At 64.7% G+C, this 12,860-nt stretch carries 10 protein-coding genes; 1 reads left to right on the top strand and 9 read right to left on the bottom strand.

From position 1 onward, the window contains the following. From BLQ58_RS25610 to BLQ58_RS25585, 6 genes are all read right to left on the bottom strand, one after another. Positions 1-283 (bottom strand): transposase (locus BLQ58_RS25610; protein ID WP_139186175.1); only part of this gene is annotated, 283 nt, incomplete at its 3' end. Positions 284-404: 121 nt separating this feature from the next. Further along, positions 405-1,742, bottom strand: a complete 1,338-nt coding sequence (locus tag BLQ58_RS25605; protein ID WP_092603047.1) for an ABC transporter substrate-binding protein — start codon at positions 1,740-1,742, stop codon at positions 405-407. 42 nt (positions 1,743-1,784) lie between these two features. Continuing rightward, positions 1,785-2,861, bottom strand: a complete 1,077-nt coding sequence (locus tag BLQ58_RS25600) for a branched-chain amino acid ABC transporter permease (protein ID WP_092603045.1) — start codon at positions 2,859-2,861, stop codon at positions 1,785-1,787. Between the two features lie 118 nt (positions 2,862-2,979). Next, positions 2,980-3,894, bottom strand: a complete 915-nt coding sequence (locus BLQ58_RS25595; protein ID WP_092603043.1) for a branched-chain amino acid ABC transporter permease — start codon at positions 3,892-3,894, stop codon at positions 2,980-2,982. An 18-nt stretch (positions 3,895-3,912) separates the two neighbouring features. Further along, positions 3,913-4,854 (bottom strand): ABC transporter ATP-binding protein, encoded by a 942-nt coding sequence (locus tag BLQ58_RS25590; protein WP_092603041.1) that lies wholly within the window; start codon positions 4,852-4,854, stop codon positions 3,913-3,915. Positions 4,855-4,871: 17 nt separating this feature from the next. Beyond that, positions 4,872-6,836 carry an AMP-dependent synthetase/ligase gene (locus tag BLQ58_RS25585; protein ID WP_092603039.1) on the bottom strand — a complete coding sequence of 655 codons (1,965 nt, stop codon included), beginning with the start codon at positions 6,834-6,836 and terminating at the stop codon, positions 4,872-4,874. Between the two features lie 242 nt (positions 6,837-7,078). Between BLQ58_RS25585 and BLQ58_RS25580 the strand changes: the two genes are divergently transcribed. Continuing rightward, the gene (locus BLQ58_RS25580; RefSeq protein ID WP_092603037.1) at positions 7,079-7,759 is read left to right on the top strand and encodes a Crp/Fnr family transcriptional regulator; all 681 of its coding nucleotides are present in this window, start codon (positions 7,079-7,081) and stop codon (positions 7,757-7,759) included. Positions 7,760-7,823: 64 nt separating this feature from the next. On the opposite strand, the gene BLQ58_RS25575 is transcribed toward BLQ58_RS25580, so the two are convergent. The 3 genes from BLQ58_RS25575 to icmF form a co-directional block, all read right to left on the bottom strand. After that, a complete protein-coding gene (locus BLQ58_RS25575) occupies positions 7,824-8,678 on the bottom strand; it encodes a 3-hydroxybutyryl-CoA dehydrogenase (protein WP_092603035.1) in 855 nt (284 codons plus the stop codon). Positions 8,679-8,769: 91 nt separating this feature from the next. Next, on the bottom strand, positions 8,770-9,207 hold the full coding sequence (locus BLQ58_RS25570; RefSeq protein ID WP_092603033.1) for an HIT family protein: 438 nt from the start codon (positions 9,205-9,207) through the stop codon (positions 8,770-8,772). 100 nt (positions 9,208-9,307) lie between these two features. Beyond that, positions 9,308-12,604, bottom strand: coding sequence for a fused isobutyryl-CoA mutase/GTPase IcmF (icmF, locus tag BLQ58_RS25565; RefSeq protein ID WP_092603031.1), 3,297 nt, complete (start codon positions 12,602-12,604; stop codon positions 9,308-9,310). Between the last annotated feature and the right edge of the window lie 256 nt (positions 12,605-12,860).

Here is a 12,860-nt window from a genome sequence, read left to right as displayed (position 1 = left end):
GGGCGAAGAAGGCCGATGCCTTTTTTAGGATCAGGTTGTCCTCCTTCAGGCGGCGGTTTTCCTCTTCGAGCTGGCGAATGCGCTGCTGCTCAGGCGTCAGCGGCTTGCCCACTCCCTTGCCGCCAGCCACTTCAAGGTCATACTGGACCAGCCAGCGCCGTAGGGCGGTCTCCCCAATCGCCATCGTGTGGCAAACCTCGGCGACCGATAGGCCCTGATCCCGGACCATCCGGACTACCTCCAGCTTGAAGGCGGCGTCAAACTTGCGGCGTTGCTTTGTCATGTCGTCTTTCCTCGTCGATCGTGATTTTCCACCTATCGACCTGTCTGAGGAAATTGGACCACTGCACACTCCGCTCTCCCGCCTTACGAGGGAGGGAGAAACCGCCGGCAACCCTGAAGCCTTACGACTTCACGCACGCCGGCGTGATGCCCTTCTCCTTGGCGTACTGCGCGGCCGTGGCCTTGAACAGCGGGTGGATCAGGTTCTTGTTGCCCTCGATCCAGTCCGACACCACCACCCACTTGGTGCCGTCCCACTGCTGGATCTTCACCTTGCCCGATCCTTCGTGGTTGTCGCAGCTGGTCTTGATCTCGGGCAGCAGGCCCGTGGCGCCCAGTTGCTGCAGGCGAGCGCTCGTCAGGTTCAGGTTCTCGAAGGCCCAGCGCATCTCGTCGCCGGTCATGACCTTGCCCTTGCCAAACTTGCCCTGTGCCACGCGGATGGCCTCCACCGTCACCACCGCCGCCGACACGCCACGGTTATAGAGCACCGAGCCCACCTTGTTGCGGTCCTGCATGTTGCCCTTGTTGGCGCCGTAGACCACCTTCTCGATATCGGCGATCAGCGGCACGCTCTTGCCGGCCACATTCCACGTGGCGCTCATGTAGCCCTTGGCGGCGTCGCCAGCCGGCGTGGTGTCCTCCTCGGACCCGGCCCACCACGACCCGATCATCTTTTCGCGCGAGAATCCCACCTTCTGGGCCGCCTTCAGCGCGGTCTGGTTCATCACGCCCCAGCCCCAGAAGATCACATAGTCGGGGTTTTCCTGGCGGATCTTCAGCCATTGCGCGCCCTGCTCGTTACCGGGGTGCGCCACCGGGATCTCCACCAGGTTGAACTTGCCGAGCCTGGCCTCGGCCTCCAGCGCGACGATCGGCTCCTTGCCGTAGGCCGAGTCGTGATACAGGTAGACGATCTTCTTGCCGGCCAGCGACCCGCCGTTCTTCGACGCCAGGTACTTCACGATGGCCGACACCTGCATCTGGTACGTGGTGACCAGCGGAAATGCGTACGGGAACACCGATCCGTCCACGGCGTCGGTGCGGCCGTAGCCCATCATCACCAGCGGCACCTTGTCGGCGGCGGTCTTGTCGACCAGCGCGTACGAAATGCCGGTGGACATCGTGTGATACGCAGTGCCCTTGCTCTGGCCGTTCTTGGCCTTCAGGCGCTCATAGCACTCCACGCCCTTGGCGTTGTTGTACTCGGTCTCGCACTCTTCCCACGACAGCTTCACGCCGTTGACGCCCCCCTCCTTGAGGTTGACGTAGTTCAGGTAATCGACAAATCCGCCATAGAACGATTGCCCGTTCGAGCCATACGGGCCGACGCGGTAGCTGGGCAGCGCCACGAACTGGTCATTGGCCTGCGCCAGGGCCGGCAGGGCCGGCGCCAGCAGGGCAGCCGCGACGCTGACCACCAGGGCGGCGCGCTGCACATTGCGGAATACGGTTGTCATCACAGTCTCCTTCACCTCGAACGGGCGTTGTTATGGGAACGACTAATGGGGGAATGGCCAGAGGCGGAGCTTCTCCTTGGCAATCTGCCAGAGCCGGGCCAGGCCATGTGGCTCGACGATCAGGAAAAAGATGATCAGCGCGCCGAACACCATGAGCTGGATATGCGACACCGTGGCGTTCGTGAACGGCAGGTGCAGCAGCGCGGCCAGCGCGGGCAGCACGTTATCGAGAAAGATCGGCAGCAGCAGGATGAACGCCGCGCCCAGGAACGACCCCAGGATGCTGCCCACCCCGCCGATGATGATCATGAACAGGATGCGGAACGACAGGTCCAGCGAAAAGCCGTCCGGCTCCACCGATCCCAGATAGCAGAACGCGTACAGCGCGCCCGCCACGCCGCAGTAGAACGAGCTGACGGCGAAGGCCAGCAGCTTGGTGCGCATCAGCGGAATGCCGATGACCTCGGCAGCCACGTCCATGTCGCGCACGGCCATCCAGGCGCGGCCCGTGGCCGAGCGCACCAGGTTCTTGGCCAGCATCGCCAGCACCGTGACGATGGCCAGCACGAACAGGTACTTCCTGATCGGGGTATCGAACGCCACGCCGAACAGGTCCAGCCGCTGCGCCGTGATCACGCCCGACGAACTGTTGTTCGAGAACCAGGGGAACTTGGTCAGCGCCCACACCACGAAGAACTGCGCGGCCAGCGTGGCCACGGCCAGGTAGAAGCCCTTGATCCGCAGCGACGGCAGCCCGAATGCCACGCCCACCAGTGCCGACGACAGTCCGGCCAGGATGAACGTCAGCACCACCGGAATGCCTTCGATCCGCAGCTGGAAGTTATAGGCTGCATAGGCCCCCACGGCCATGAAGGCCGCCGTGCCCAGCGATAGCTGTCCGGCATAGCCGGTGAGGATGTTCAGGCCCAGCGCAGCCAGCGAGAAGATCAGGAACGGCGTCAGGATGGCGTTGAACCAGTATTCGCTGCCTGCGAACGGGATGACGACGAACGCCACCGCCATCAACAAAGCAAAGAAAATACGATCTTGCCGGATCGGGAAGATCTGGCTGTCGGCAACGTAGCTGGTCTTGAACTGTCCGGATTCGCGGTAGAGCATGAAATTCTCCAAATTTCAGCATGCGTGACGGCGTGGCGGATGCTTTTGCCTCCGGCCGCCGCTGCGCGACTTGACTTTGCTGCGCAAAGTCAGCCTTCGCCGACAACACATGGGCCCGCTATACGCGGTCAATGTGTTTTTCTCCGAATAGCCCCTCTGGCCGCACGAGCAGAAACAGCAGCGCAAACACATACGGGAACCAGCCTTCGATCCCGCCGAAGTTGCCGCCGAACGCCGACTGGAACACGGGCGGGATATAGATCTCGGCCAGTTTTTCCGATGCGCCGATGATCAGGCCGCCGACGATGGCGCCCGGCACCGACGTGAAGCCGCCCAGGATCAGCACCGGCAGCGCCTTGAGCGCGGTCAAGGTCAGCGCAAACTGCACCCCGTTGCGCGATCCCCAGAGCATGCCCGCCACCAGCGCGACAAAGCCGGCCACGCCCCAGACAATGGCCCAGATGTTCTGCAGCGGAATGCCCAGCGACAGCGCCGCCTGGTGATCGTCGGCCACCGCGCGCAGCGCACGGCCCACCTTCGTGTACTGGAAGAACAGCGCCAGCACCGCCACCAGCACGGCGGCAATCAGCGCGGCGGCCAGGTCGAACTTCGACACCACGATATTGAAGTGGGTCAGGATCGACTCGATGGGCTCATCGACGATGCCCAGCTGGATCGGCCGCACCTCGTTGCCGAACAGCAGGGGGCCCAGGCCTTCAAGGAAAAACGACAGGCCGATGGTGGCCATGAACAGCGTGATGGGCGGCTGGTTCACCAGTTTGCGCAGCACCAGGCGCTCGGTGCTCATGCCGACCACGATCATGACGATAAAGGCGCCGATCACGGCCGCCCACATCGGCAAGCCTTTGTCCATCAGCCCCACCACCGCCAGCGCCGCAAAGTACACCATCGCGCCCTGCGCGAAGTTGAACACGCCCGACGCCTTGTAGATCAGCACGAAGCCCAGCGCCACCAGCGAATACATCAGCCCCGAAAGCAGCCCGCCGATCAGGATTTCGAAGAAGAATGTCATCGTAGTTTCCTGATTTCTTCAGTGGGAAGTACCCAGGTAGGCCTTGATCACGTCGGGGTTGGCCTTGACCTCGGCCGGCGTGCCGTCGCCGATCTTCTTGCCGTAATCGAGCACCACCACACGGTCGGAGATATCCATCACCACGCCCATGTCGTGCTCGATCAGTACGATGGTGGTGCCGAACTGCTGGTTCACGTCCAGGATGAAGCGGCACATGTCCTGCTTCTCTTCCACGTTCATGCCGGCCATCGGCTCGTCGAGCAGCAGCATCGACGGTTCCGCCGCCAGCGCGCGCGCCAGCTCCACGCGCTTCTGCAGCCCGTATGGCAGGCGCCCCACCGGCGTCTTGCGGATGGCCTGGATCTCCAGGAAGTCGATCACTTCCTCCACCTTGCGGCGATGGCGCATTTCCTCGGCGCGCGCCGGACCCCACCACAGCGCATGCGCCAGCATGCCGGTGCGGAACTGCGTGTTGCGGCCCGTCATGATGTTGTCGAGCACGGTCATGCCCTTGAACAGCGCGATGTTCTGGAACGTGCGCGCGATGCCCTGGCGGGCAGCGGCCGTCGGATGCATCTTGCGGCGCTCCTGCCCCCGGAACACGATGCGGCCCTGCTGCGGGTGATACACGCCGTTGATCACGTTCAGCATCGAACTCTTGCCGGCGCCGTTCGGGCCGATGATGGCGCGGATCTCGTGCTCGCAGACGTCGAACGAGATATCGGTCAGCGCCTTCACGCCGCCAAACGAGAGCGAGATGTTCTGCAGGTCCAGAATCACGTCGCCGCGCGTGCTGGCGTGGGCCGGGGCATCGGGCCGATGGGCGTCGCCGGTGCGCGGGCTGTCGCCGTGGATGGTGTCCGCCTGGCCCGGCGGGGCGATGGTGCCGGGCGACGCCATGGTGCCCGTGGCATCGACACGGGCCATGCCGCCCTGCCACGCTGTCTGGGTTGCCGTCATCTGTGCGTCTCCCTGTCTCACGCCGCGCGCGCGCCGCCCACGGGCGGGAATCGCTTGACGTCCACCAGCTTCAGCGTGGCCGACACACTGCCCTCGCGGCCATCCTCGAACTTCACGCGCGTGTCGATGAACTGCTCCGGCTTGTCCGCGTACAGCGCGTCCACCAGCACCGCGTATTTCTCGGCGATAAAGCCGCGCCGCACCTTGCGCGTCCGCGTCAGTTCGTCGTCATCGGGGTCCAGCTCCTTGTGCAGGATCAGAAAGCGCGCCACCTGCGAGCCGGCCAGCATCGCGTCGGCGGCCAGGTCGGCGTTCACCTGCTCCACGCATTCGGCAATCATGGCGATCACATCCGGCTGGCCCGCCAGGTCCACGTAGCCGGCATACGGCAGGTGGCGGCGCTCGGCCCAGTTGCCCACCGCATCGAAGTCGATATTGATGAACGCGCAGACGCGGTCGCGGCCGGTGCCGAATGCCACCGCCTCCTTGATGTACGGGAAGAACTTGAGCTTGTTCTCGATGTACTTGGGCGCGAACATCGACCCGTCGGCCAGCTTGCCCACGTCCTTGGCACGGTCGATGATCTTCAGGTGCCCGTCGGCATCGATCACGCCGGCGTCGCCGGTCATGAAGTAGCCCTCGTCGTTGATGGCCTCGCGCGTGGCATCGTCGCGCTTGTAGTAGGCCTTGAGCAGGCCTACGCCGCGCACCAGCACCTCGCCGTTGTCGGCGATGCGGATCTCCATGCCCGGCGCGGCCGGGCCCACCGAATCGAACTTCACCTGGCCGTCCGGCTGCAGGCACACATAGGCGCAGGTCTCGGTCTGGCCGTAGAACTGCTTCAGGTTGATGCCGATCGAGCGGTAGAAGCGGAACAGGTCCGGCCCGATGGCCTCGCCCGCCGTGTAGCCCACCCGGATACGGCTCATGCCCAGCACATTGCGCAACGGCCCGTAGATCAGAATTTCGCCAATTCCGTAACGCAGGCGATCCAGCGCCGGCACGGGGCGCTTGTCCAGGATGTCCGATCCGCACCGGCGCGCCACGCCCATCGCCCAGTGGAACAGGCGGCGCTTCACCCAGCCCGCGTCTTCCATGCGGATCATGACCTGCGTGAGCAGTCCCTCATAGATGCGCGGCGGCGCAAAGTAGTACGTGGGGCCGATCTCGCGCAGGTCGGTCATCACGGTTTCGCGCGACTCGGGACAGTTCACGGTGAAGCCGGCCACCATGGCCTGCGCGTACGAGAACAGGTTGTCGCCCACCCAGGCCATCGGCAGATACGACAGCACGTCGTCATCGGCGCCGAGCCCGTCGAACTGGCAGCCGTTGCGCGCGGCGCCGATCAGGCCCGCGTGCGCATGGCAGACCCCCTTCGGCTTGCCGGTCGTGCCCGACGTATAGAGGATGATCGCGGTGTCATCGGGCGCGCCCGCCTGCACCTGCGCATCGTAGAAACCTGGATTCGCCCGATCGAATTCGCGGCCTATTTCCTGCACGCGTTCGTACGACAGCAACGACGGATGATCGTAGTCGCGCAGCCCGCGCGGGTCTTCGTAGATGACATGGCGTACGGCGCGGCCGCGCGACGCCAGTTGCGATTCCACTTCCAGCAGCTTGTCGACCTGTTCCTGGTCTTCGACGATGGCGAATTCGATCTCGGCGTCGTCGAGCACATAGACCATCTCGCCCGCAATGGCGTCCTGATAGAGCGGCACGGGCACGCCACCCAGCGCCTGCGCGGCGGTCATCGCCCAGTACAGGCGCGGACGGTTGTCGCCGACCACGGCCAGGTTCATGCCCCGGCGGTAGCCCAGCGCGGCCAGGCCACAGGCCAGCGCGCGCACTTCGGCCGCTGCCTGCTGCCAGCTGTAGGTCTGCCAGATACCGAGATCCTTCTCGCGATAGGCCGGATGATCGGGCCGCTGCCGGGCATGCGCCAGCAGCCATCGCGGAAAGGTCGTTGCCGACGATTCCTGCATCGCTGTCTCCTCTCCCCTTCGGATGGCCTAGGGACCATGCCGGGTATCAAGCCGCCAGACCGGTCGCTATACTGGGCGCGCCTTGTCCGGTGCGACGATTGCCGCACCGCATCACGCCCGCCTTGCCTTGTTGGGTGAGGAATGCTGGCAGGGGCGGTTCCGGGTGATCGTAAGATAGCCGATGCCATTCCGCCGGGTTGTCGCGCCGGCGACAATTCCGGGTTAATCCCTACGGGAGCGCAATGCCTGCCGCCGACACCTTCTCGTTCATCGACCGCTGCGCCTGGGCCGCCGACCTGAGCCCCGAACAGCGCGATCGTGTCAAACGTGTGATGACCGTGCGCGAATACGCACAAGGTGATTACGTCTGTCACAAAGGTGAAATGGCCGAGCACTGGCTGGGCGTGGTGGAGGGCATCGTCAAGATCACCACCGTGTCGCCATCGGGCAAGTCGGTCACCTTCACCGGCGTGCCCACCGGCGGCTGGTTCGGCGAAGGCGCCGTGCTCAAGCAGGAAATCCGCAAGTACGACGTGATGGCGCTGCGGCGCTCGCGTATCGCTTTCGTCCCACGCGAAACTTTTCAGTGGTTGCTGGATACCAGCCTGCCGTTCACGCGCTTCCTGCTGATGCAGTTCAACGAGCGGCTCGGCCAGTTCATCGCGGCGGTCGAATACGAGCGGCTGCTCGACATCGATTCGCGCGTGGCCCGCGCGGTGTCATCGCTGTTCAACGAACACCTGTATCCGGCCATCGGCTCGACGCTCGAGATCTCGCAGGAAGAAATCGGCCTGCTGGCCGGCATTTCGCGCCAGCGTGCCAACCAGGCCCTGAAGGTGCTGGAACAGCAGGGACTGGTGCGCGTGGACTACGGCGTGATCGACGTGCTCGATCTGGAGGGATTGCGGCAGTACGGGGAGTAGTTCGACCGCACTGCCGGGACTCCTCTCCCGCCTTGCGGGGAGAGGAGCGGCACCGGCGACCGGCTTACTTCGAATACACGTACACGCCGCGGCCGGTCTTGCGGCCCAGGTAGCCCGCAGCCACCATTTCGCGCATCAGCATCGCCGGGCGGTACTTCGGATCGGCGAACTCGGTGTACAGCACTTCCATCACCGCCAGCATCGTATCCAGGCCAATCATGTCGGCCAGGGCCAGCGGGCCGATCGGATGGTTGCAGCCCAGCTTCATGCCTTCGTCGATTTCTTCCGGCGATGCCAGGCCTTCGCCCAGCACGCAGAACGCCTCGTTGATCATCGGGCACAAAATGCGGTTGACCACGAAGCCCGGGCTGTTCTTGACCGTGATCGGGTACTTGCCCAGCTGCTTCGCCAGGGCCTCGACATCGGCGTGCGCGGCGTCGCTGGTCTGCAGGCCGCGAATCAGTTCCACCAGCGCCATCATCGGCACCGGGTTGAAGAAGTGCATGCCGATGAAGCGGTCGGCGCGGGACGTCACGGCGGCCAGCTTCGTGATCGAAATCGACGACGTGTTCGACGCAATGATCACGTCCGGGCCGACGAGGCCATCGATCTGCTTCAGGATCTTGACCTTCAGGTCGAAGTTTTCCGTGGCCGCCTCGATGACGATGTCGGCGCGCTTCAGATCGTCATACGACGTGCTGCCGTGGATGTGCGCGAGCGCGGCCGCCTTGTCGGCCTCGGTGGCCTTTTCCTTCTTGATCAGGCGGTCCATGCTGCCGGCCACCGTGGCGATGCCCTTCTGCACGGCGGCGTCGCTGATATCGACCATCACCACGTCCAGCCCCGCCACCGCGCAGGCCTGCGCAATACCGTTGCCCATCGTGCCGGCACCCACGATGCCCACTGTCTTGATTGCCATGTCTCGCTTCCTTGCTATTTCAATGATTGGATGGGTCTGCTAGATTCGGTGCGCCTGACGGACGGCTGAGGGGACGGCCGAAGGTCGCCGTTCAGCCCTGCAGCCTGGCCAGGGCAGCTACCACGCGTGCGGCATGCTGCTTGAGCAGTTCCATGTCCTGCTGCTGGCGGGCGTGGCCGCGCAGGGACTGGTCGGCATAGCGCGGCACGATATGGAAATGCACGTGCGGCACGGTCTGGCCGGCCGCCGCGCCGTTGAACTGGCTGATCACCACGCCGTCGGGCTGGAATGCCTCGCGCACGCCACGGGCCACGATCTGGGTGACGCGGATCGCCGCGGCCGCACCCTTTTCGGAAAGGCCGAACAGATCCACGGCAGCCTCCTTCGGCACCACCAGTGCGTGGCCGTCGGATTGCGGCATGATGTCCATGAACGCGATCGCGTCGGCGTCCTCGTAGATCTTGAAGCACGGGAGTTCGCCACGCAGGATGCGGGCGAAGATGTTGTTGCTGTCGTACTCGGCTTGCATGGGTGTCTCGGGAATGGATGGCCTGACGGCGACGGAGCAAAGAGTGTAGCCCCAGTGCTCCGCGCCGTGAACCGGCCGCCCGCCATTCACGGCGGGTTTTTTACATGTTGCGACGGTACTGGCCGCCCACCTCGAACAGCGCATGCGTGATCTGCCCCAGCGAGCACACGCGCACCGCATCCATCAACACCGCGAATACATTGCCATTGTCGATCACGGCCTGGCGCAGCCGCTCCAGCATGGCCGGGGCCTCTGCGCCATGGCGGCCGTGGAATTCCGCCAGGCGGGTCAGCTGACTCTGCTTTTCCGCCTCGCTCGACCGCGCCAGTTCCAGCGTTTGTGGCGTCGGGTCGCCATTCGGATTCCGGAAGGTATTCACGCCGATGATGGGCAGCGTGCCGTCGTGCTTGAGCTGCTCGTAGTACAGCGATTCCTCCTGGATCTTGCCGCGCTGGTAGCCGGTTTCCATCGCGCCCAGCACGCCGCCCCGCTCGGCGATGCGCTCGAACTCCTGCAGCACCGCCTCTTCCACCAGGTCGGTCAGTTCTTCGGTCAGGAAGCTGCCCTGGTTGGGGTTCTCGCACTTGGCCACGCCCCATTCGCGGTTGATGATCAGCTGGATCGCCAGCGCCCGGCGCACCGATTCGGCCGTGGGCGTGGTGATGGCTTCGTCATAGGCGTTGGTGTGCAGCGAGTTGCAGTTGTCGTAGATGGCGATCAGCGCCTGCAGCGTGGTGCGGATGTCGTTGAAGTCGATCTCCTGCGCGTGCAGCGACCGGCCCGACGTCTGGATGTGGTACTTGAGCTTCTGGCTGCGCTCGTTGGCGCCGTACCTGTCGCGCATCGTCACGGCCCAGATGCGGCGCGCCACGCGGCCCAGCACGCTGTACTCGGGGTCCATGCCGTTCGAGAAGAAGAACGACAGGTTCGGCGCGAAGTCGTCGATATGCATGCCGCGCGCCAGGTAGGCTTCCACGAACGTGAAGCCGTTGGCGAGCGTGAACGCCAGTTGCGAGATCGGGTTCGCGCCGGCCTCGGCAATGTGATACCCCGAGATCGACACCGAATAGAAGTTGCGCACCTGGTGGTGGACGAAGTACTCCTGGATGTCGCCCATCACCTTCAGCGAGAACTCGGTGCTGAAGATGCAGGTGTTCTGCCCCTGGTCTTCCTTGAGGATGTCCGCCTGCACCGTGCCGCGCACATTCTGCAGCACCCAGGCGCGAATCTTGGCCTCTTCGTCGGCGGTCGGCTCGCGCTGGTTATCGGCTCGGAATTTGTCCAGATTCTGGTCGATGGCCGTGTTCATGAACATGGCCAGGATGGTTGGCGCCGGGCCGTTGATGGTCATCGACACCGACGTGCTGGGGCTGGTCAGGTCAAAGCCCTCGTACAGCACCTTCATGTCGTCGAGCGTGGCGATCGACACGCCCGAGTTCCCCACCTTGCCGTAGATGTCGGGGCGCTCGTGCGGGTCTTCGCCGTAGAGCGTGACCGAATCGAACGCGGTGGACAGGCGCTTGGCGTCCATGCCCTCGGACACCAGCTTGAAGCGGCGGTTGGTACGGAATGCGTCGCCCTCGCCCGCGAACATGCGCGTGGGGTCTTCCCCCTCGCGCTTGAAGGCGAAGACGCCGGCCGTGTACGGGAAGCTGCCCGGCACGTTCTCGCGCATCAGCCATTTCAGGATCTCGCCTTCGTCCTCGAAGCGCGGCAGCACGACCTTGCGAATCTTCGTCCCGGACAGCGTGGTCGTCACCAGGCCGGTGCGGATTTCCTTGTCCCGGATCCTTACGACGTACTCGTCGCCGCTGTAGGCGGCCTGCATCTGCGGCCACATCGCCAGCAGCTTGCGTTCCACGCTGCCCAGCGATGCATCGCGCTCGGCAGCCAGCAATTCGAGCGCCTGCCCGTCGGCATCGCTATTCGACGATTTCAGCATCGCACCGGCTGCGCGCAGTTGCTGACGTTCGCGCGCCAGGCGGCTCTGTTCGGCCACGCGCCGATGGTAAGCGCGCACCGTATCGGCAAGCTCGGCCAGATAGCGGTTGCGCGCCGGCGGAACGATCACGTTCTGGCCCGACGAAATACGGCCGGCCAGCTTGGGCAGCACGCCCGGCCCCACATTCAGGCCGCGCTCGGCCAGCGATGCCACGAGGCCCTGGTAGAGCATGGTCACGCCGTCGTCGTTGAAGCGCGATGCCTGCGTGCCGTAGACCGGCATCTCGTCGGTCCTGGCGTGCCACTGCTCGCGGTTGCGCTGCACCTGCTTGGCCACGTCGCGCCAGGCGTCCTGCGCGCCCTTGCGGTCGAACTTGTTGATCGCGACGAAATCGGCAAAGTCGAGCATGTCGATCTTTTCCAGCTGGCTCGCGGCGCCAAACTCGGGCGTCATCACGTAGAGCGACAGGTCCACATGCGGCACGATGGCCGCGTCGCCCTGGCCGATGCCCGACGTCTCGACGATCACCAGATCGAAGGCGGCCGCCTTGCAGGCCGCGATCACGTCCGGCAGCGCCTGAGAGATCTCCGAGCCGGCATCGCGCGTGGCCAGAGACCGCATGAAGATGTTCGGATGGTTGATCGCATTCATGCGAATGCGGTCGCCCAGCAGTGCGCCGCCGGACTTGCGCCGCGACGGGTCGATCGAGATCACGGCGATGGAAAGCGCGTCCTGCTGGTCCAGGCGGAAGCGGCGGATCAGTTCGTCGGTCAGCGACGACTTGCCCGCGCCGCCCGTGCCGGTAATGCCCAGCACCGGTGTGGTGGAAGCCCCGGCCCGCTCCTGCAGCGCACTGGTCAGCGCCGGCGCGGCCTTGCCGTTTTCCAGCGCGGTGATCAGTTGCGCCAGCGCGCGGCGGTCGCCAGCGGTCACCGCATCGAGCGTGGAGGGCGCGTAGCGGGTCAGGTCGATATCACACCGCTGCACCATGTCGGCGATCATGCCGGCCAGGCCCATGCGCTGGCCGTCTTCGGGGCTGTAGATGCGCGCCACGCCGTAGGCCTGCAGTTCGCGGATCTCGTCGGGCACGATCACGCCGCCGCCGCCGCCGAACACCTGGATGTGTTCGCCGCCGTGCTGGCGCAGCAAATCGATCATGTACTTGAAGTATTCGACGTGGCCGCCCTGGTAGCTGGAGATGGCGATGCCCTGCACGTCTTCCTGCAAGGCGGCGGTCACCACCTCGTGGACGGAGCGGTTGTGACCCAGATGAATCACTTCGCAGCCATGCGACTGCAGGATGCGCCGCATGATGTTGATCGATGCGTCATGGCCGTCGAACAGCGACGCGGCGGTGACAAAGCGCACCTTGTTGGCCGGGCCCTGCCCTTGGGTCGCCGGGGTCGCCCGCGGCCGCGCGGCCGCCGTCCTGCTCACATCCGAAAGATCAGTCATTGTCTCCACCGCTCTGTTATGTGGCTGGCTGCCCATGCTGGCGATGCGCCGGCGGTTCTGCGACCGCACTGACAGGGCCGGACGATTATATGACGTTTACGTTAACGTAAGTCCAGGGGCGCGGGAAAGCACCGAGGGCCATGGCTGGCATCGTCGCACGGCGGCGGGGACGGAAAAAGGGGGGAAAACCGGGAAGAATGCGGAAGAAGGGCCCGGAAGCCGCCGCTTCGCCGCGGGAGGTCGGCGAAGGTGACGA

This window comes from Ralstonia sp. 25mfcol4.1 (assembly GCF_900104095.1).
In the GTDB taxonomy this organism is placed as follows: domain Bacteria; phylum Pseudomonadota; class Gammaproteobacteria; order Burkholderiales; family Burkholderiaceae; genus Cupriavidus.
This window is presented reverse-complemented; position numbering and strand designations above follow the sequence as displayed.

Excerpts from the sequence above, each read along its gene's own strand:
- BLQ58_RS25605 (WP_092603047.1), bottom strand. The coding sequence starts at position 1,742 with ATGACAACCGTATTCCGCAATGTGCAGCGCGCCGCCCTGGTGGTCAGC.
- BLQ58_RS25600 (WP_092603045.1), bottom strand. The coding sequence starts at position 2,861 with ATGCTCTACCGCGAATCCGGACAGTTCAAGACCAGCTACGTTGCCGAC.
- BLQ58_RS25595 (WP_092603043.1), bottom strand. The coding sequence starts at position 3,894 with ATGACATTCTTCTTCGAAATCCTGATCGGCGGGCTGCTTTCGGGGCTG.
- BLQ58_RS25590 (WP_092603041.1), bottom strand. The coding sequence starts at position 4,854 with ATGACGGCAACCCAGACAGCGTGGCAGGGCGGCATGGCCCGTGTCGAT.
- BLQ58_RS25585 (WP_092603039.1), bottom strand. The coding sequence starts at position 6,836 with ATGCAGGAATCGTCGGCAACGACCTTTCCGCGATGGCTGCTGGCGCAT.
- BLQ58_RS25580 (WP_092603037.1), top strand. The coding sequence starts at position 7,079 with ATGCCTGCCGCCGACACCTTCTCGTTCATCGACCGCTGCGCCTGGGCC.
- BLQ58_RS25575 (WP_092603035.1), bottom strand. The coding sequence starts at position 8,678 with ATGGCAATCAAGACAGTGGGCATCGTGGGTGCCGGCACGATGGGCAAC.
- BLQ58_RS25570 (WP_092603033.1), bottom strand. The coding sequence starts at position 9,207 with ATGCAAGCCGAGTACGACAGCAACAACATCTTCGCCCGCATCCTGCGT.
- icmF (WP_092603031.1), bottom strand. The coding sequence starts at position 12,604 with ATGACTGATCTTTCGGATGTGAGCAGGACGGCGGCCGCGCGGCCGCGG.